The sequence below is a fragment of the Pseudideonella sakaiensis genome, assembly GCF_048320135.1.
Taxonomy (GTDB): Bacteria; Pseudomonadota; Gammaproteobacteria; order Burkholderiales; family Burkholderiaceae_C; genus Ideonella_A; species Ideonella_A sakaiensis_A.
In genome coordinates this window covers 106251-124887 of sequence record NZ_CP182947.1, presented here as the reverse complement: position 1 = coordinate 124887, position 18637 = coordinate 106251, and the positions used below count along the sequence as shown (strand labels likewise).

13 protein-coding genes are annotated in these 18637 nt (G+C 67.8%); 3 read left to right on the top strand and 10 right to left on the bottom strand.

All coding sequences use genetic code 11. The features are described 5' to 3' along the window. Nucleotides 1-22: 22 nt before the first annotated feature. The 4 genes from ACNH6H_RS00555 to ACNH6H_RS00540 all read right to left on the bottom strand — a co-directional run bounded on the left by ACNH6H_RS00555 (nucleotide 23) and on the right by ACNH6H_RS00540 (nucleotide 3142). A complete protein-coding gene (locus ACNH6H_RS00555) occupies nucleotides 23-1450 on the bottom strand; it encodes a TolC family protein (protein ID WP_418314777.1) in 1428 nt (475 codons plus the stop codon). Between the two features lie 10 nt (nucleotides 1451-1460). Next, complete coding sequence (locus ACNH6H_RS00550; RefSeq protein ID WP_418314776.1) at nucleotides 1461-1799, bottom strand: hypothetical protein; 339 nt, start codon at nucleotides 1797-1799, stop codon at nucleotides 1461-1463. 113 nt (nucleotides 1800-1912) lie between these two features. Beyond that, complete coding sequence (locus tag ACNH6H_RS00545) at nucleotides 1913-2350, bottom strand: hypothetical protein (protein WP_418314775.1); 438 nt, start codon at nucleotides 2348-2350, stop codon at nucleotides 1913-1915. Nucleotides 2351-2434: 84 nt separating this feature from the next. Continuing rightward, entirely contained in the window at nucleotides 2435-3142 is a 708-nt protein-coding gene (locus ACNH6H_RS00540; RefSeq protein ID WP_418314774.1) for a GntR family transcriptional regulator, read from the bottom strand. Nucleotides 3143-3333: 191 nt separating this feature from the next. On the opposite strand from ACNH6H_RS00540, the gene ACNH6H_RS00535 reads away from it, so the two are divergent. Both ACNH6H_RS00535 and ACNH6H_RS00530 read left to right on the top strand, forming a co-directional pair. Beyond that, nucleotides 3334-4887, top strand: a complete 1554-nt coding sequence (locus ACNH6H_RS00535; RefSeq protein ID WP_418314773.1) for a Rieske 2Fe-2S domain-containing protein — start codon at nucleotides 3334-3336, stop codon at nucleotides 4885-4887. Beyond that, entirely contained in the window at nucleotides 4884-5882 is a 999-nt protein-coding gene (locus ACNH6H_RS00530) for a PDR/VanB family oxidoreductase (RefSeq protein ID WP_418314772.1), read from the top strand. Before ACNH6H_RS00535 ends, ACNH6H_RS00530 begins: the two co-directional genes overlap by 4 nt. 37 nt (nucleotides 5883-5919) lie before the next feature. Here the strand turns inward: ACNH6H_RS00530 and ACNH6H_RS00525 are convergent, their stop codons facing one another. Further along, nucleotides 5920-6606 carry a type 1 glutamine amidotransferase domain-containing protein gene (locus ACNH6H_RS00525; RefSeq protein WP_418314771.1) on the bottom strand — a complete coding sequence of 229 codons (687 nt, stop codon included), beginning with the start codon at nucleotides 6604-6606 and terminating at the stop codon, nucleotides 5920-5922. A 159-nt stretch (nucleotides 6607-6765) separates the two neighbouring features. Here ACNH6H_RS00525 and ACNH6H_RS00520 point away from each other — a divergent pair, with 159 nt between their 5' ends. Next, nucleotides 6766-8100, top strand: coding sequence for an MFS transporter (locus ACNH6H_RS00520; protein WP_418314770.1), 1335 nt, complete (start codon nucleotides 6766-6768; stop codon nucleotides 8098-8100). Here ACNH6H_RS00520 and ACNH6H_RS00515 read toward each other — a convergent pair. The 5 genes from ACNH6H_RS00515 to ACNH6H_RS00495 form a co-directional block, all read right to left on the bottom strand. Beyond that, nucleotides 8087-10879, bottom strand: coding sequence for an ATP-binding protein (locus ACNH6H_RS00515; RefSeq protein ID WP_418314769.1), 2793 nt, complete (start codon nucleotides 10877-10879; stop codon nucleotides 8087-8089). The two genes, ACNH6H_RS00520 and ACNH6H_RS00515, sit on opposite strands and share 14 nt — an antisense overlap. Then, entirely contained in the window at nucleotides 10876-12567 is a 1692-nt protein-coding gene (locus tag ACNH6H_RS00510) for a FecR domain-containing protein (protein WP_418314768.1), read from the bottom strand. The genes ACNH6H_RS00515 and ACNH6H_RS00510 overlap by 4 nt, the downstream gene beginning before the upstream one ends. Before the next feature lie 38 nt (nucleotides 12568-12605). Continuing rightward, nucleotides 12606-13634 carry a TRAP transporter substrate-binding protein gene (locus ACNH6H_RS00505; RefSeq protein ID WP_418314767.1) on the bottom strand — a complete coding sequence of 343 codons (1029 nt, stop codon included), beginning with the start codon at nucleotides 13632-13634 and terminating at the stop codon, nucleotides 12606-12608. A gap of 120 nt (nucleotides 13635-13754) precedes the next feature. Next, nucleotides 13755-16244, bottom strand: coding sequence for a putative bifunctional diguanylate cyclase/phosphodiesterase (locus ACNH6H_RS00500; RefSeq protein WP_418314766.1), 2490 nt, complete (start codon nucleotides 16242-16244; stop codon nucleotides 13755-13757). Nucleotides 16245-16317: 73 nt separating this feature from the next. Continuing rightward, nucleotides 16318-18558 (bottom strand): S8 family serine peptidase, encoded by a 2241-nt coding sequence (locus ACNH6H_RS00495; RefSeq protein ID WP_418314765.1) that lies wholly within the window; start codon nucleotides 18556-18558, stop codon nucleotides 16318-16320. Nucleotides 18559-18637 lie beyond the last annotated feature (79 nt).

The window sequence follows — 18637 nt, the reverse complement described above, 5'->3', positions numbered from 1 at the left end:
CCTTGAATCTGTTGATTCGCGATCAGTGGCCGGCACCGCCCGCGTCAGCGGCGGCCGCGGCAGGGCCGGCGGGCGCGGCGAGACCGGGTTTGCCGATCAGCGCCATCTCGAGGTCGGCCTGCGCGATCCAGAAGTCGCGCAGCGATTCGATGTAGGCATTGACACTGGCGATCTGCTGGCGGGCGTCGGCAAGCAGCTCGAACACACCGATCAGCATGCCGTTGTAGCGAAGCACGTTTTCCTCGGCGATCAGCTTGCGCAGTGGCACCAGTTCATCGCGCTGGTGCTGCGCGATGTCATAAGCCGAGCGGTACGCACCGTAGGCTTCGCGCACTTCGGAGCGCGCATTGACCGCGGTCTCGGCAGCCCGATCGACCGCCTGCATGTAGACCGCCTCGGCGCGGGCGATGCGCGCGCCGCCCCAGTCGAACAATGGCAGCTCGACGCCGATCTCCCAGCCACGCTGCGGCGGATCCTGGTTCGACGTGTTGCGTGCCAGGCCGAGTTCGAGCACGTTGATGAAACGCGTCGTCCGGCTGAGACCGAGGTTGCGCGCGGTCTGCTCGGCCGCCAGTTTGGCCGCCTGCACATCGAGCCGCTGCGCCATCGCGACGCGCTCGATGTCCGGCCTGTCCTGCACCGCCTTCGGCAGGTCGGGCAGCCGCTCCGGCAGGCGGAATGCAGTCTGGTCGCCCCAGGCGCCAAGCAGGCGGGTCAGCCGCTCGCGGGTCGAACGCTGGCGTTGTTCGGCGCGTGCCAGGTTCAGCGCGGCGTCAGCGTGGAACGCCTGCTCGCGGGCGCGCTGCAGCTTGCTGAAATTGCCGACCTGCTGCATCCGCCTGGCCAACTCGGCGCTGGCCTCGGCCGTCTCCATCACCTGCCGCATGTAGCGCACGCCTTCCTCGGCGGCGACCGCCTGGTACCAGGCCTTGCGGGTATCGGCGGCGAGCGACAACACGGCCATCGAGACATCGCGCTGGGTGCGCGCGAAACGGCGCGATTCGACCTGCCGGATCATCGGCATCGCGAGCAGGCGCGCGAGGTTGATGTGCAGACCGCGCTCCAGCTCGACTTCGTCGCCTTTCGTCATCCGCGCGAAGCTGAAGCCCGGGTTCGGCAAGCGGCCAGCCTGCACCAGTTCGGCCTCGCCGATGCCGAGTTCGGCAAAGGCGGCCTGCAATCCGCGGTTGTTCAGCAACGCCACCTGCACTGCATCGTCGACGGTCAGCGGCTTTGCCAGCAGTTCGTCGACGCGGCGGGCGATCGCCTGACGGTCGGCCTCGGAGCGCGCCCATTGCACGTCCTTGCCAACCTGGCTTTTTGCCGTCTGGCGCACCGGCTCGAAGCCGCCGTCGGCACTGAACGATGCGCACCCCGCAAGCACGGCCGCGGCCGCCAACGCCACGATCAGGCGAGCCGGCGCTGCGACATTTCTGCGCGTATTTTTCATCTGGTGCCCCTCAGTGCTTGTGTGCGCCGTGTGCAGCGGCAGGTGGCGCAGCGACCGGGGCCGGCGAGGCCGGGCTTGCGGCAGTGGCTGCCGCAGCCTCGCGCGCATAGGCCCGCCAGCCGCCGATCCGGCCGACCTTGTCGTTGGCTTCCTTCCAGCCAAGCGGCTTCTCGTCGCCGTCGCGACGCGATCCGGACAGGACCGATTGGTAGGTCACCGCCGGAACGGCGGCATTGGCGTCGAGCGGGTCGGCGGTTCTGGTGTCGCGCGGCGCCTGCTGGGCCTGCGCGCCAGCGACGGCGACGACAAACAAGGCCGGCGCGAGCCGGCGAAGGGAAAAAAGCAGCATGTGATCCTCGAAGAACGAACGGACAGGCCATCCGGCCGGCGCGGGCGCGGGCTGGGGCTATCGGTCGGTGACAACAGCAACCGACGGACTGGCGTCCATCGGTGCGAAGACCGTCAGACGAGGATGTTTTTGGGGGGTCGCTCGAGACCGTCGAGCGTGACGCCGAGATCGGCCTGCGCCGCCGGCGGCAGTGGTTCGGGCGAACGCAACGCCGGAAGGGTCGGCACCGATGGCACGCCCAGCGCCAGCATTGCGCCGGCCGCACTGCAGCAGTTCAGCATGCCGTGGCCGAGCAGCTCGGCATCGTGCGAAACCGGGGCATCGGCTGCAGCCAGGCTCACCGCATCGGGCTGCTGATGATGCTGGTGATGGTCGACCATCGAAGCGTGATCCGCCGCACCGAGTTCATCGGCAGGCAGCTGCGCAACGACGAGCAACGCTGGCGCGTGGTGCTCGGTCGGGCACAGCGGAAACACCGTCGCCGCCATGCCCTGCAGCGGGATGGCCAGCGCGATGAACCACAGAACGATCGTCTTCACGACACCTGACATGGCGCGCAGTGTAGAGCACGTTTCGTCCTCGGTTGGCGACAGGGCAATGCGCGCCGGCGCGCCAAGGTTCGCGCCGACAGCAGTTCAGGCGGCGTTCAGCGCCTGCGCCGGCTGAGGCGCCGAGCCAACCGGCGCCAGCAACTCGCCGAGCCGCTGGACGACATTCGTTCTTGCACGGCGAACGTGCAGGTCGATCAGCAGCACTGCCCGTTCCGCATCACCTTGCGCGATCGCATCGGCAATCGCCTGGTGCTCGTCCCAGATCGTCGAGCGGTGCACCGACGCGCGATGCACCGCGCCCATCACGCGCCGCAGATGCACCCAGTGCCGGTTCGCGCTTTCGGCGATCAGCGGATTGCCGGAAGCGGCATATATCGCGCCATGAAACGCCATGTCGGCATCGATGATCGCCTTCAGATCGTCGCCGTCGGCGATTCGCCGGCCCTGCGCGATCAATTCCGGATCGATGACAGCGCGGTTCTGCGCGGCAAGCCGGGCAGCCAGCGCATCGAGCGCACCGCGGACCTCGTACAACTGGCCCATCCGCTGCGCATCGAGCGCCGCCACCTGCACGCCGCGTCCCGGCGCATCCTCGATCAACCCGTCCTTCTTCAGCAGCCGCAGCGCCTGCAGGACCGGTGACCGCGAGACATGCAGCTGCTCGGCGATTTCCTCTTGCGTCAGCCGTTCGCCCGGCGCCAATGAGCCATCGGTGATTGCATCGAGCAGCACGCCGTAGACGGTTTCGACGAAATCGCTTCGGGTCGGCAACTTGTCGAGGAGGAGGCGCATGCCGCCATTCTATTGGATACAGAGCACAGGAAACAAATCCTTTGGCGCAACCACTCTACGAGTGTCAGCTTGAAGATTCCGGGATTACCCGCATCCCGATTCCGCTCAAATCACCTATTCTTTGGATACAGAGTTCAGTAGCCACTTATCTTAACGTCGGCCTCCGGTCGACCCACCCGAAAGTCCACCCCATGACCATCAAGCAAGACAAGTTCGACGGCGGCGCCAGCACCGGCGGTACCACCGTGAAGAAGCTGATCCCGTTCGGCGGTTACTACACGAACAAGGTGCCGGGTCACGATCCGGAGCTGACCGAGGTCGGACCGGGCACGCCGACCGGCGAATACATGCGCCGCTTCTGGCACCCGGTATGCATGGCGATCGAGCTGACCGATACGCCGCGTTTTCTGAAGATCCTCGGCGAGGAACTGGTCTGCTTCCGCGACGGCAGCGGCGCGATCGGCCTGCTGCATGCGCACTGCGTGCACCGCGGCGCCTCGCTCGAATACGGCAAGATCGAGCAGCACGGCATCTCGTGCTGCTACCACGGCATGGTGTTCGACGTCGACGGCACCTGCCTGCGCGTGCCGTTTCCCCAAGGCGAAGAGGAGGAAGGCGAGCGCTACCGCTGCTCGATCCGCCAGGGTGCCTACAAGGCCTTCGAGCGCCACGGCCTGGTTTTTGCCTACATGGGCCCGCCGGAAGCCGAGCCGCCGTTCCCGGAGTGGGAGGGCAATTTCACCGCCGACAATGGCGATGAACTGGTTCCGTACAGCAACTTCCAGCATGCCAACTGGTTGCAGGTGCAGGACAACGCCGCCGACAACTACCACACGATGGCGCTGCACGCGAAGCGCCAGGTGACCGGCGAGCATTTCCAGGGCACGACCTTCGACGAGGTCGGTGCGGCATCGATGGAAGTGCCGCCCGACATGCAGTTCGTCCCGGTGCACGGCGGCCGTGGCCTGGCCTTTGCCGGCGCGCGCCGTGCCGACGACGGCCACATGTTCATCCGCGTGCAGCACCAGGTGCTGCCAAACCTGAGCCTGCACGCCTATACGTCGGAGGACGGCAAGAAGAAAAAGCTGTTCAGCCGCTTCCACATGATCCGCTGGACGGTGCCGGTCGACGACCAGAACAGCAAGATGATGGGCTGGCGCGTGATGGGCCCGAACGTCGATACCCGCGGTGTCGGCGACAAGGGCATGGTCGGCTACGAGACGATCGACTTCCTCGAAGGCCAGGTCGCGATGCGCCGGCCCGAGCGCTTCGGCCAGTACAAGCTCGAGGACCTGCCGCCGATCCCGAGCGACCACCGCGCCCGCGCCAACTACAAGGAATGCCAGTACGCGCCGGGCGACTACGAGGCGATCATCAGCCAGCGGCCGATCGCGATCCACGCGCTGGAGAACCCGACCAAGTTCGACGCCGGCCTGTACATGTTCCGCAAGCTGCTGCGCGATGCGGTGCGCGGCGCGAATCCGAAGGCCGGTCCGGAAGAATTTGCCAGCTGGCTGCGCGAGAACAACGGCGCACCGAACAGCTACTGCTCGGGCAACGTGTTCGACCTGCCGGTCGGCCGCACCGCCGAAGAGGAAGTCACGCTGCGCCGCCACCTGGCACGCCAGGTCGTCGCGATCATCACGCAGGCCGACGGCATGAAGGGCGCCGAGCGCGAGCGTTTCGTGAAGGACAGGATGGAGGAATTGCAGCAGGACGTGCTCGCGCGGAGGGCCGCCGCATGAACGCGCCGGTCGCCCACGACCTGCTGCGCCCGCAGTCCGCTTCGACGCTGCGCCTGCAGCTGCGCGGCATCCGGCTGCAGGCCGAGGGCATCCATGCCTTCGAGCTTGTCCATCCGGAAGGGGACGAGCTGCCTGGCGTCGAGGCCGGCGCGCATGTCGACGTCACCGTTCCCGGTGGCCAGGTGCGGTCGTATTCGCTGGCCGGTGATCCGAACGACCGCTCGCGCTGGACGCTCGGTGTGCTGCGCGAGTCGAAGGGGCAGGGCGGCTCACGCGCCTTGCACGACAGCGTGCGCGTCGGCGACCTGCTGGAGATCGGCGCGCCGCGCAATGCGTTCTCGCTGAAGCCCGGTGCCGAGCATGTGATCCTGCTCGCCGGCGGCATCGGCATCACGCCGCTGAAGGCGATGGCGCATGTGCTGACTGCCGAAGGCTGTTCATTCGAACTGCATTACTGCGCACGCAGCCCGCGTCACGCCGCCTTCATCGATGAATTGCGCGCACTGGTGCCGGCCGACAGGCTGCACCTGCATTTCGATGGCGGCGATCCGGCGCGCGGCCTCGACATCGCCGCGCTGCTCGCCAGGCCGGCGCAGGGTTGCCACGTCTACTACTGCGGCCCGAGCGGATTCATGAAGGCCTGTGCCGAAGCGACCAGCCACTGGAACGCCGGCACCGTGCACTGCGAACATTTCAAGGCACCCGCGCCGACCCGGCCAGTCGATGCGGTCGAAGGCTGTTTCGAGGTCCGGTTGGCACGCACCGGCATCACGCTGCAGGTGCAGCCGGAGCAGACCATCGTCCGCGCGATCGAACTGGCCGGCCACCGCGTGCCGACCTCGTGCCTGTCGGGGCTGTGCGGCGCCTGCAAGGTCGACTACCTCGAAGGCGAGGTCGATCACCAGGACTACATCCTCAGCGACGAGGAGAAGGCACGTTGCCTGACGGTGTGCTGCTCACGCGCAAAAAGCGCAACGCTTGTGCTGGACCTCTGAGGCGGCTCGCCGGCAGCCATGCCGGCGAGCGCCTGCCTCAACGCTGGTCGAGCATCTTCAGCAGCGCCTCGGCCGCCGGCCCCGACGACGCCGGGTTCTGCCCGGTGATCAGCTTGCCGTCGACCACGATGTGCGGCTGCCAGTCGTCGGCCTTCGAATAGTTGCCGCCGTTTTCCTTCAGCATGTCCTCGATCAGGAAGGGCACGACGTCGGTCAGGCCGGCCGCCTTTTCCTCGCTGTTGGTAAAACCGGTCACGTCACGGCCATCGACGATCGACTTGCCGTCGACCTTCGGACGGCGCAGCACCGCCGGCGCGTGGCAGACCGCGGCGACCGGCTTGCCGGCTTTGGCCATCTGCTCGATCAGTGCAATCGAGTGCTTGTCGTCGGCCAGGTCCCACAGCGGGCCATGGCCGCCCGGGAAAAAGACCGCATCGAAACTGCCTGCGTCGACATCGGCGAGCTTCTTCGTATCGGCCAGCTCTGCCTGCGCCCGGCTGTCGGCCTTGAAGCGCCGCGTCGCGTCGGTCTGCGCATCGGGCTTGTCGCTGGTGGGGTCGAGCGGCGGCGGTCCGCCCTGCGGAGAGGCCAGCGTCAGCGTCGCGCCGGCGTCCTTGAAGACGTAATACGGCGCGGCAAATTCCTCCAGCCAGAAGCCGGTTTTCTGGCCGGTATCGCCGAGTTTGTCGTGTGAGGTCAGGACTATCAGGATGCGGTGGCTCATCGTGTCGGCTCTTTCGTTGTTGGGTCAGTGTTCGAGGCGCATCCGCGAGGTCGCGCGGCGCGATGCGATCCGGTTCGAGTGGCGCAGACGCCGGCGGGTTCAATCCGATTTGCCCTTGTCGGACCGCGAGCCACCGCAACGCCCCGGCGAGAATGGGCGATGGCGCTTTTTCCCCAGGATTCGCTGAACGACGGTGTGCGCAAGCGCGAGGTGTTCGGCTGGGCGATGTACGACTTCGCCAATTCGGGCTACACGACGGTCGTGCTGACGGCGGTCTATGGCGCCTGGTTCGTCGGCGGCATCGCCGGCAATGCGAGCTGGGCGACGCTGGCCTGGACCGGCGCGCTGGCCTTGTCGAGCCTGCTGGTGATGCTGACGATGCCGGCGATCGGCGCCCATGCCGACCTGCATGCGGCCAAAAAGCGCCTGCTCGTGTTGTCGACCATCGGCTGCGTGCTCGGCACCGCGGCGCTGGCCGGCGCCGGCCCCGGCGATGTCGGGTGGGCGGTTGTCGCGATCGTGGTGTCGAACCTGTTCTACAGCTATGGCGAATCGCTGATCGCTGCCTTCCTGCCCGAACTGGCGCGCCGGGGCAGCCTCGGGCGGGTGTCCGGCTGGGGCTGGAGCTTCGGTTATTTCGGCGGCATGCTGACGCTCGGCCTCAGCCTCGGTTATGTGATCTGGGCGCAGCAGCAGGGCATACCGGCAGCACAGTTCGTGCCGGTGACGATGCTGATCACCGCCGCAATCTATGGTCTGGCTTCGCTCGTGACCTTTGCACTGCTGCGCGAACGGGCCCAGCCGCAAGCGCAGCAAGCGGCGCAACGCCAGGGCATCGCGGTGTCGTTGGCGCGGCTGCTGCAGACCTGGCGCGAGGCGCGCCGCTTCGAGGACTTTGCCTGGCTGCTGGCCTGCGCGATCGCCTACCAGGCCGGCATTTCGGTCGTCATCGCGCTGGCCGCGGTCTATGCCGAACAGGTGCTCGGCTTCGTGCAGTCGCAGACGATGATGCTGATCTTCCTCGTCAACATCGCCGCTGCACTCGGCGCCTTCGCCTGGGGTTATGTGCAGGACCGGATCGGGCACCGGCCGGCGCTGGCGCTGACGCTTGCCGGCTGGATCGTGATGACGCTGCTGGCCGGCATCGCGACCGCACCAGCCTTGTTCTGGATCGCCGCGGCGATTGCCGGGCTGTGCATGGGCAGCAGCCAGTCGGCGGGCAGGGCGCTGGCCGGTGCCTTTTCCCCACCGCAGCGGCGCGCCGAGTTCTACGGCCTGTGGGCGTTCGCAACCCGTGCGTCGGCGATCATCGGACCATTGACCTATGGCACCGTCACGCTGCTGACCGGCGGCAACCACCGCATCGCGATCGTCGGCACCGGCCTGTTTTTCGTGCTGGGTCTGCTGTTGCTGCTTCGGATCGACATTGCGCGCGGCATCGCCGCCGCCGACAGCGCAGATCCATCGGTGCGCGGCAGCGTCAGTCGCGGCTGACCGTGATCGCCGCGACCGCGCGTTGCAGATGCTGCATCAGCTCGCCGATCGCCTGAGCGGGATCGACCGGGCCGTCGGCGGCCAACAAGTCGGCCAGGCGCTGCGCCGCTGCTGCGACGGCAACCGCACCGGCACCGGCGGCAACCGCTTGCAGATCGCGGCACAACGCGAGCTGCAGCGGCCGGTTCGATGCGACGCGTGCGGCTTGGAACAGCGGCTGCCAGCCGGCCAGAAATACCTTCGCATGGTCGAGGTTGCGCTGCCGCCGCGCCTCGTCGCCGCCAGCCTGGCGCAGCGCGGCCTGATGATCGATGACATCGTCGGCGGCGTTGCCGCGGTCGACGCCGGCCTTGCCCGGCCGGCCGTGGGTCTGCACTGCATCGAGCAGATGCTGCCGGCTCAGCGGTTTCGCCAGGTGGCCGTTGCAACCGGCGGCGACGCTGGCCTGCCGGTCGCTCTCGAAAGCGCTGGCGCTGAGGGCCAGCACCGCGGTCGGCTCGCGGCCGGTGGCTGCCTCGATGGACCGGATTTCGCGCGTCGCCTCGTATCCATTCATTCCCGGCATGTGCACGTCCATCAGCACCAGGCCGTATTGCGCAGCGCGGAACATCTCGACCGCGGTTTCGCCGTTCGGCGCGATGTCGAGCTCATGCCCGCTGTCCTTCAGCATCGCCTCGACGACGATCACATTGACCTCGTTGTCCTCGACCAGCAGGATGCGCACGCCTTCGGACCCGGTGTCTGCCGGTGCGGTCTCCGGCTGGCCGGCCGGCGCGGTGGCTGCGGGCAAGACGTCCGGCAGGTCGGCGGTGAAATGAAAGGTCGAGCCGACACCCGGTTGGCTGTCCACCCAGACCCTGCCGCCCATCATGTCGACCAGCTGCCGGCTGATCGACAAGCCGAGCCCGGTGCCGCCGTAGGTGCGCGTGACGCTGCCGTCGGCCTGCGTGAACGGCTCGAAGATCAATTCGAGCTTGCTGGCCGCTATGCCGATGCCGCTGTCGCGCACCTGCACGTGCAGCAGGCCATCGGCCTGCCTCGCAACGGCGATCGAAACCGTGCCTTCGCTGGTGAACTTGATCGCATTGCCGACCAGGTTCAGCAGCACCTGCATCAGCCGCTTCGCATCACCCTCGACGACGGGCCCTGCCGAAGGGTCGAGCTGTACCTCGAGCCGCAGGCCTTTCGCGTTTGCCCGCGGTTCCATCAGCGCACGCAGAGCCTGCAGCAGGTCGGGCAGCGACACCGGTTGCCGGTCGAGCACGACCTGCGCGGCCTCGATGCGCGACAGGTCGAGCAGGTCGTCGATCAGGCTTGCCAGCGAGGTGCCGGCCTTGCGGAAGACCTCGACATAACGCTGCTGCTCGTCATCGAGCCTGGTCTGCGACAACACATCGGCCATGCCGAGCACCGCATGCAACGGCGTGCGCAACTCGTGGCTGACGCCGGCAAGAAATTCGCTTTTTGCGGCATTCGCCGCTTCGGCCGCCAGCCGCTGTTCGCGCAGTTCGCGGTTTGCCCGCGAGGTCGCGCGCAGCTGCTGCAGCGCGGTCAGCACAAAGCCGATCGCGATGATCGTCCACGCCGGCAACGGCGAAAACTGTTCCCGCTGGCCGACCAGCATCACGGCCGCAGCCGCGCCGACCAGGCCTGCAACCAGCACGGCGATCGGCGCGTCGCGCAACACGTCCGGCCTGCCGCGGCGCACGACGAGCAGCCCGGGCAGCGTCGCGGCCAGCAGCAGTGCGAGCGCCGCATACCACGGCGCGCTGCGGATCAGCTCGCCGCTGCGCAGCGCGTCGTAGGTGATCGCCAGCACCGCGACCCCGGTCAGCTGCCCCTGTGTCGTGACAACGCGGTCGCCGAGAAATGCGCTGCTGCCGATAAAAACTGTCCTGCCGCGCAGCTGACGGGCCACCGGTTCCGGATCGATCGCGCCGAGCGCGGCCGCCAGCACCGCGCCGGCGCCGAGCGTCGGCAACTGCTTGGCATTGGCGGGCAGCGCGAGTTGCACCTGCCCTGCGGCGTCGACCGGCCAGTCATGTTGGCCGAGGCTGATCCGGCCGTTGCGAACCTCCAGCGCCGCGGGATCGCCGCCGCTGTCGGTGAGCATCGCCGCCAGCGGCAATGAGGGATAAATCCGGTCGTCGATCTGATGCCGCATCGGCAGGCGCCGCAGATGGCCATCGGCATCGAGCGGCGTCGTGATGATGCCGATCGAACCGAATCCGCCGAGCTGCTCGCGCAACGCCGGAATCGGCAGCTTCAGCCCCGGCCAGCGCAACAGGTTCTCGTCGCCAGCGGCGGCCGCGGTCGAAAACCGGAACAGGACATCCGGCGGCGCCTGTTGCTCGAGCCGGTCGGTCATCGCCGCCGCACCGAGCACGACATCGGCGCGCCGGCCGATCGTTTCGGCAAAGGCGGCGTCGCCGTCGCGCGGCTCACCAAACACGATGTCGAACACCGCGAGCCGGACCCCCGCATCGCGCAGGAAGCCGAGCAGCAGCGCATGGACGTCGCGGGGGTAGGGCCAGGCACCGAAGGTCGGGCGAAGTTCGACCAGTGCCGCATCGTCGAAGTCGATCACCGCGACGGCGTCGAAACGGGCATCGGCCGCGGTGGCGCGCAGCAAGGCGTCGTCGACGCTGTCGGACCAGCGCGCAGCCATCGGCGTCAGCGAAACCAGCCAGCCGAGCGCCAGTGCGGTCAACGGCAGCCAGAACAGCCGCAGCGCATCGCGCAGGCCTTGCCCCGGTCCGGCGGCCGGCGGCGGCTTCACAGCAACAGCAGCAGACCGAGCGGCAGCAGCAGCAACCACTTCGGCGGCGGTGGTGGCGGCTGCGGCACCTCGATCTGCTGCACCGCGCCGAACGGACCCTCGAAACCGTCGGCATCGATGGTTCGCGCTCGCAGGTAATAGACGCCGGGCTCCGGCTTCGGCAGCAGGGCGCTCGCCTGCTCGGTACTCCGGTCGAGCACGATGCGGCTGAAGTCGCGGTCGCCGGCCACCTGGAACTGCATCCGATGGCCCGGCGCAGGCAAACGCCAGCGCAGCAGCACGCCGTCGTCAACCGCGGCCGGTGGCTGCACGTCGGGGGTTGGCGGAATCGCCCGCTGCGTGAATGAACTGGCATCGCCGAACGGGCCGGGATCTTCACGGCCATCGGCGTCGGTGCCGATGCTGGCGACCCGCCAGTGGTAGTCACCCGGCGGCAATGCCAGCTGATGGCGGCTGCTGCCGATTCCGGCCTCGTCGACCAGCAGCGAAGCGAAGTCGGCCCGGCTCGAGACCTGCAACCGGTACCGCCGCGCGCCGGCAACGCTGGCCCATTCGAAACGCGTGCTGTCCCCGTACACCTTCGCGCCTTCGGCCGGTACGCTGGTGAACGGCGGCTCCGGCCGCGCCTTCAGCACAAAGTCGGCGACGCCGTCGTGCCCTTCGTTGCCGCGCGCATCAATCGCCCGCACACGCAGCCGGTAGCTGCCGTCCGGCAGGTCCTGCCAGCGTGCAGCCGGCGCGTCGAATTCGCCGTCGAGCAGCAGGCGCAGCGGTTCGCCAGCCGCGAGCACCTGCGCGCGGTAGGCCTTTGCGCCGCCGACTGCCGGCCAGGCAAACTGCAGCGGCACGCGTTCGAGCCGCTTCGGCACTGCCCCCAGTTCAGGCGCGGCGATCAGCTGGCGTGGCGGCGCGATCGGCTTGCCGGCTTCGGCGACGGTGCCGAAACCGGCCGGGATCGCCAGCTGCTGCTGCTCGGCCTGCGCACCGACCCGGCCTTCACTGACCTCGACGCGGGCCAGCTTGGCACCACCGTCGACGCGGGCGCGGAATTCGGTGCCGCGAACGCCAAGGTTGACCGCCGGCGTGCGGATCTCGAAGCTGCGGCCGGGCGCCGCCGGTGCGACCTCGATTTCGGTACCACCGGTCTCCAGCTGCAGCTGGACCTTCGGAATCGCGTCGCGACCGAGTTGCAGCAGGTGGACGATGCGCATCTCGGTGCCCGCGGTGATCAGCAGCCGCGAACGGTCGGCCAGGCGCAGGCTGACCGAGGCTTCGACCGCGGTGCGGATCGTATCGCCCGCCTGGACCGTATCGCCGCTTGCCAGCAGGCGCCTGCTGGTCGCGCCGGCGGCGTCGGTGCGCAGCAGGCTTGCGACGCCCTTGACGAAAACCACATCTGCAACGGTTGCGGTCTGCCGCATCCACGCCAGCGGTATGCGCAACACGCTGTCCGGCTGCAGCCGCCGTGCATCGGCAACACCGTTGAGTTTCTGCAGCCGCGGCCAGTCTTCCGGCCGCGCAAGGTATTGCGTGCAGATCGCGATCAGCGTGTCGCCGGCCGAGACGCGGTAGTTCCAGACCTCGGCTTCGGCTGCCGCATCGGCCTGCGCCGAAACCCCGCACAGGCTGCCGGCCGCCAGCAGCAGCGCCGCCACCGCAGATTGCAGCCGTCGCAGCGCATCGCTCATCCGCGGGCCTTCACGAACTCAGTCGATCCTGCGCCGACTCACTTCTTCTGGTGTTTCTCGATCAGGCGGTTCGCCTCCTCGGCGAGTTTCGGCCCATCGATGCCTTTTTCGGACACCTGCTGGAACCAGACCGCGCGCACGCCGGCGGCGGCTCGCGCCCAACGCTGCGTCTCGGCCGGGTCGAGCTTGATGATGTTGTTGCCAGCCTTCTCGATCGCTGCCCGGCCGGTGACGTCGCCGGTGGCCATCGCCTGGCCGAACAAGGCCGCGGTAGCGCTGCCACTGTTCGCATCGATGACCTTCTTCAGATCCGGCGGCAGCTTGTCGTAGCGGGCCTTGTTCATCACGACCGCGAAGGTCAATGTGTACAAGCCCTTGTCGCCGGAAAAGGTGGTGTGGTTCTTCACGATCTGGTGCAGCCGCAGCGATGGCACGACTTCGAACGGGATCGTCGTTGCATCGATCACGCCCTTCGACAGCGATTCGCCGATCGACGTCACCGGCATGCCGACCGGCGTTGCGCCGAGTTGCTCGAGCATGATGTTGATCACGCGCGAGCCGCCGCGGATCTTCATGCCCTTCAGGTCCTCGAGCTTGCGGATCGGATCCTTGCTGTGGAACAGGCCCGGTCCGTGAACGTGGGTCGTGATCAGCTTGACGTCCTTGAATTCGTCCATCGCGTTTTTCTCGATGAACTCGTAGAACGCGCGCGATCCGCTCACCGCGTCGCCGACCAGGAACGGCAGCTCGAAGGCCTCGGTTTTCGGGAACCGGCCCGGCGTGAAGCCCATCACGATCCATGCCAGGTCGGCGACACCGTCCTTCACCTGGTCGAACAGCTCGGGCGGCTTGCCGCCGAGCTGCATGCTCGGAAACAGCTGCACCTTGATGCGCCCGCCGCTGTCCTTCTCGACCTTCTTCGCCCACGGTTCGATCGCCAGATGCGGCACATTCGCCTGCGGCGGCAGAAACTGGTGGAAGCGCAGCGTCACATCGGCCGCCGATGCCAGCGGTGCGACCGCCAGCAGCGAAGCGGCGGCGAAGAGGGTGCGAAGATGCTTGATCATCATCTGGACTGCTCCTGAAAAATGGCTTGCTGAAGCCGGCTTGCACCGCACGCCGGCCATGACCGGCAACGGTAAACGCTCGTCCGCGCGAGCTTTACTCGTGATTACCCCTGTCGCGCGTCATGCGGCGACCGCTTGCTGCTGCTCGAACAAGGCTGCCGCGCGTTCCGGCGGCAGCGGCCTGGCGAGCAGATAACCTTGCCCGATCGTCGCACCGAGCCGGGTCAGGATCTGCAGCTGCTCCTCGGTCTCGATGCCTTCGGCAACGACATGTTTGTTCAGCGAGCGGCCGAGCGACACGACGGTGCGGACGATCTCGAGATTCTGCGGACTGGCCTCGACGCCCATCACGAACGAGCGGTCGATTTTCAGGCAGTCGAACGGCAGCGTGCTGAGGTAGGCGAGCGACGAATAACCGGTGCCGAAATCGTCGATTCCGAGCTTGACGCCGAGTTCGCGCAGATCGGCCAGCGCCTGGATCGCGCGATCGCGCTCCTCGACGAGCGTGCTTTCGGTAATTTCCAGCGTCAGGCTCGACGCGGGCAGCCGATGGCGGACCAGCGTCTGGCGGACGCGATCGACAAAGTGCGGCCGGCACAGGTCCTTGCCCGACACATTGATGTGCATCACCAGATGCTCGCTGCCGGGCAGGGCTGCGCGCCATTCGGCAAGCTGCCGCGCCGCCTCGTCGATCGCCCACGCGGTCAGCGCATCGATGCAGCCGCTTTCCTCTGCCAGTGCGATGAACAGTGCCGGGCTGATCACGCCGCGGGTCGGATGGGTCCAGCGTGCCAGCGCCTCGAAGCCGATCAGGCGCCGCGGCTGCAACTGGTACAGCGCCTGGTAGGCCAGTGTCAGATCACCGTCGCCGATCGCCCGGCGCAGGTCGGCTTCGAGCTGCAGGCGATGACCGATCTGCTGGTGCAGGCTCGCATCGAACAGCGACAGGCGGCCCTTGCCGTTGCCCTTGGCCTGGTACATCGCCAGATCGGCGTCGCGCAGGATCGCCTCGGGCTCGCGGCTGGCGTCTTCGCACAGCGTGATGCCGATGCTTGCGCGCGGCTGCACGTCGGTCGCACCGAGCCGCACCGGCAGGTCCAGCGCGCTCAGGATGCGTTCGCCGAGCTCGACGATCGCATCCTGCCCGAGCCCGCCCTCGACCAGAATCGCAAATTCGTCGCCGCCGAGCCTGGCGACCAGGTCCTTCGGTCGCGTCAATTGCTGCAGACGTCTGGCGACGACCTTCAGCAGTTCGTCGCCGGCCGAATGACCGAGGCTGTCGTTGACGCGCTTGAAACGATCCAGGTCGAGATACATCACCGCAAAACGCGCACCGGCGTCGCGCTGCGCTTCGACCGCCATCCGCAGCCGCTCCTGGAAACAGTTGCGATTCGCCAGATCGGTCAGGCTGTCGTGGTAGGCGATGTGCTGCAGTTCGCCTTCGGCGCGGCGCCGCGACGTGATGTCGTGCAGCTGGAAGATCAGCCCGCAGCCTTCGTCGGCGGCTTCGTCGTCGTCGAACAATGCGCAGTGCAGCGAGACCCAGATCTCGCGGCCGGCGACGCCGATGCAGCGCAGTTCGATCGAAAAACCGTCGTCGTGCCGGGCCAGCAGTGCGGCCGTGCGGCGCGCCAGCAGCGCCGCATCACCCGGATGCATCAATTCGTCGAAGCGCCGTCCGAGCAGTTCGCTGTCGACGACGCCGAGCAGGCTGCACAAGGCGGCGTTGACCTGCACGATGCAGCCATTCCTGTCGGCGATCGACATGCCGATCGCCGCATCGCTGAACGCGGCGTGGAAGCGGCGCTGGTTCTGCCGCGACTCGCGCTGCGCAGCTTCGACACGTGCCTCCTGGGCAGCATGTTCGCGCGCCTGCTGGCCGAAATGGCGGCGGATCATCGCCACCGCAACGGCGATCGCGGCGACCGCAACGACGACAACCGCGAGGCCGAAGGTATGCGCCGCCAGCGACAACAGCCCCGCAAAAACCGCCGATGCGACAAACAGTGCGCCGATGCCGCTGGCCTGTTCGAACCAGTCGGTGATCCTCAGGCTGCTGCCGCGCTTCAGGCAGAAGATCTGCATCTGCGGCATCGTCTGCGCCGGAAAATAGACCAGCGCCGCAACGACCAGCGCCGCCAGGCCGGCTGCACCGGCATCCACACCCACCGTCTGCAGCCCGCCACGCGCCAGTTCGAATGCGATACCGGCCAGCGCGATGCCGAATGCGCTGGCGGCGAAAGTGCCGAGCCGGCTGGTCAGGCGCGTCGAGCCGCGCACCGCGGCAACGCCACCTTCGACAGATGCCGCCAGCACGGCTGCCGCTGGACCATGCAGTGCGAGGAGCAGGAAAATCAGCGCATCGCCACAGGCGATCGACTGGCGGGTCCGCGGCACCTCGATCGGAAAGGCGGCTGCGCAGCCGACCAGCGCGGTCCACGCGACGACCTGCAGCAGCTGCTCCCACGGCAGGCCGGCCAGCACGACCAGCGACCAGGCCACCGCGAATACGCCGCTGGCGACCAGCGCCAGCCACAGCCGCATCGCCGACGGGCCGTAGTCGAACAGATGGCGCTGCCTGAAACCGGCCCAGCCGCTTGCTGCAGGCATCGGGGAATCTGTCGCCGCGCCGCCTGCTGCTGCATTGGATCGTCTCGCCGGGTCGTCCACTTCTTGCCGCCGCTCAGGGTTCGCCGACGACGGTGCTGCGGTCGGACGGTTGTTCGGTGGTGGCGGACTCCCTCATCACCAGACCTTCACGCATCACCAGACCTTCGCTGAGCACCAGGCCCTCGCGCATCACCAGGCCCTCGCGCATCACGAGGCCTTCGCGCATCACCAGGCCCTCCCGCATCACCAGGCCTTCGCGCATCACCAGCCCTTCGCTGAGCACCAGGCCCTCGCCGAGCACGGCTCGGTCCGACCACCATGGCGTCGTCACGAACGGGCCGAGGCCGTCGGGTCCGAGTCCATCGAGCACGATGACACCGGGCGCCACCAGCGGCTGCGTGGACATCACGCGGCGCTCGATGATGCGGCGCGGCAACTTGTTGCCGGTAAACGGCCAGTAGTCGACCTGCGCGCGCAGCACGACATGTTTCGACCAGCTCAGCGCCGGATCCCAGATCGGCTGGTATTGCGACAGCAGCGCGTCACCGGTCAGCAGATGGCTGCCGCCGGCAAATGCCAGCCGTCCCCAGTTGAAGCTCTCGCCGCCGATCGCCGACTGCTGCTGCGGCAATTGCGCTCCGGCCTGCGCCAGCAGCGACACCCCCGGCTGCAGCGTGCCGGCCTCGATGCGGGTCGCGATGTCGCTGCGCAGTGCACGCGCCATCGCCACCGCTCCGTCGATATTGAGCAGGCCCGCGCCCTGCTGGACGAGCGCGGCCTGCGGCAACGGCTGCGCCGTATATTGCAGGATCGCCTTGACCAGCGCCGGTGTCAGACCGGGATTGGCCTGCAGCATCACCGCGGCGGCGCCGGCAACGACCGGTGCAGCGATCGATGTGCCGCTCAGTTCCATCAGCGCCTGCTGCGGCAGTTGGCTGGCACCAGCCACTTCGGTCAGTTGCGGATAGGTGCGGGCGAGCAGGTTCCAGCCGCTGCGCAAGCCGGTCTGGTCGGACGCCAGCGCGCCGACCATCGCATTGCCGGGCGCGACCAGATCGGGTTTCAGCCCGTTGTCGATCCAGGCCTGGCCGTCGACCGTCGTGCGGCCGCGGGTCGGGCCGCGCGAGCTGAAACGTGTCACGCTGTCGTCACTGCGCACCGCACTGCCGCGCAGATTGACCGCGCCGACGGTGATCACCGACGGTTCGTGGCCGGGCGAACCGATGGTTCCGAAAGCCTCTTCGCCGTTTTCGGTCAGGCCGTGGTTGCCACCGGCAACGACGACGACGATGCCGGCATGGACTGCCGCACGCGCGGCGCGCGCCAGTGGATCGGTCAGGTGGGATTCGGTCGAATCGGCGGCCAGGCTCAGGTTCAGCACACGGATATTGAGCAGCCGCGAACGCTGGATCACCCATTCGATGCCGGCCAGCACGTCGCCGATCGTGCCGACGCCGTTGTTGTCGAGCACGCGCACATCGTAGAGATCGGCGCGCTTGGCGATGCCGCTCGAATCCGGTTGCTGGTAGCTGCCGTCGCCGGCGGCCATCGACGCGACGTGTGTCCCGTGGCCGTTGCCGTCGGCGACCAGCGGACGCAACAGCTGCCACTGGCTGGCGGCGGCGATGATCCCCGCGGCATCGAGGCGCAGCAGCGATGCCAGCGAGGCATCGATGCCGGCTCGCCAGCCGCCTTCCGGCAGTGCAGCGGTTGCAGAGCGGATGTCGACCGAATGCCTGACCCGCGTTGCTCCGGCCAGCCCGAGCAGGCCCGGCTGGGCAAAATTGCGGTGTTGCCAGGCGATCCCGGAATCGATGATCGCGATGCCGACTCCGCGGCCATCAAAACCACTGCCGTTGCGGATCGCCATCGCCGCGGCGCCGCTGGTGTTCTCGAGCAGGCTCGCGCTGCGCACCAGCGGGCGGTTCGGCGAGACGCTGAGAACCCCCTGGTGCGCGGCGATCGTCGCCAGTTGATTGGCCGGCAGCATCACCGCCAGTGCGCCGACGAGCGGATAACGCTCGTGGACGGCACCGCCAGCGGCCAGTACCGCGTTGGCAACGTTCGTCAGCACGGTATCGTCTGCGACGTCGACCGCGACAATGGCCTTCACCAGAACCCGGCCGGCCTGCTCGCGTTGCCACGGCATCGCCTGGTTTCTGGCCGCGCCGGCGGCCAGCTGGCGCAATTCGACCGTCAGCCTGCGCAGCGTCTGTTCGTCGATTGTCTGTGCGGCAGCGCCACCGCTCACTCCGATCAGCACGGCGCAAACCGCTGCCGACAGGCATGTCTTCCACCCCAGTTTGATTTTCATGAACGGCATCAGTTCGACCAGCACTACTTCCGCGGGTCGCCACGGCAATCTCCGTCATATCGACCTCGGGACCCGGTCC

Bases quoted from the DNA above. Each gene is read 5' to 3' on its own strand.
- ACNH6H_RS00555 (WP_418314777.1), bottom strand. From the start codon at position 1,450: ATGAAAAATACGCGCAGAAATGTCGCAGCGCCGGCTCGCCTGATCGTG.
- ACNH6H_RS00550 (WP_418314776.1), bottom strand. From the start codon at position 1,799: ATGCTGCTTTTTTCCCTTCGCCGGCTCGCGCCGGCCTTGTTTGTCGTC.
- ACNH6H_RS00545 (WP_418314775.1), bottom strand. From the start codon at position 2,350: ATGTCAGGTGTCGTGAAGACGATCGTTCTGTGGTTCATCGCGCTGGCC.
- ACNH6H_RS00540 (WP_418314774.1), bottom strand. From the start codon at position 3,142: ATGCGCCTCCTCCTCGACAAGTTGCCGACCCGAAGCGATTTCGTCGAA.
- ACNH6H_RS00535 (WP_418314773.1), top strand. From the start codon at position 3,334: ATGACCATCAAGCAAGACAAGTTCGACGGCGGCGCCAGCACCGGCGGT.
- ACNH6H_RS00530 (WP_418314772.1), top strand. From the start codon at position 4,884: ATGAACGCGCCGGTCGCCCACGACCTGCTGCGCCCGCAGTCCGCTTCG.
- ACNH6H_RS00525 (WP_418314771.1), bottom strand. From the start codon at position 6,606: ATGAGCCACCGCATCCTGATAGTCCTGACCTCACACGACAAACTCGGC.
- ACNH6H_RS00520 (WP_418314770.1), top strand. From the start codon at position 6,766: ATGGCGCTTTTTCCCCAGGATTCGCTGAACGACGGTGTGCGCAAGCGC.
- ACNH6H_RS00510 (WP_418314768.1), bottom strand. From the start codon at position 12,567: ATGAGCGATGCGCTGCGACGGCTGCAATCTGCGGTGGCGGCGCTGCTG.
- ACNH6H_RS00505 (WP_418314767.1), bottom strand. From the start codon at position 13,634: ATGATCAAGCATCTTCGCACCCTCTTCGCCGCCGCTTCGCTGCTGGCG.
- ACNH6H_RS00500 (WP_418314766.1), bottom strand. From the start codon at position 16,244: ATGCCTGCAGCAAGCGGCTGGGCCGGTTTCAGGCAGCGCCATCTGTTC.
- ACNH6H_RS00495 (WP_418314765.1), bottom strand. From the start codon at position 18,558: ATGAAAATCAAACTGGGGTGGAAGACATGCCTGTCGGCAGCGGTTTGC.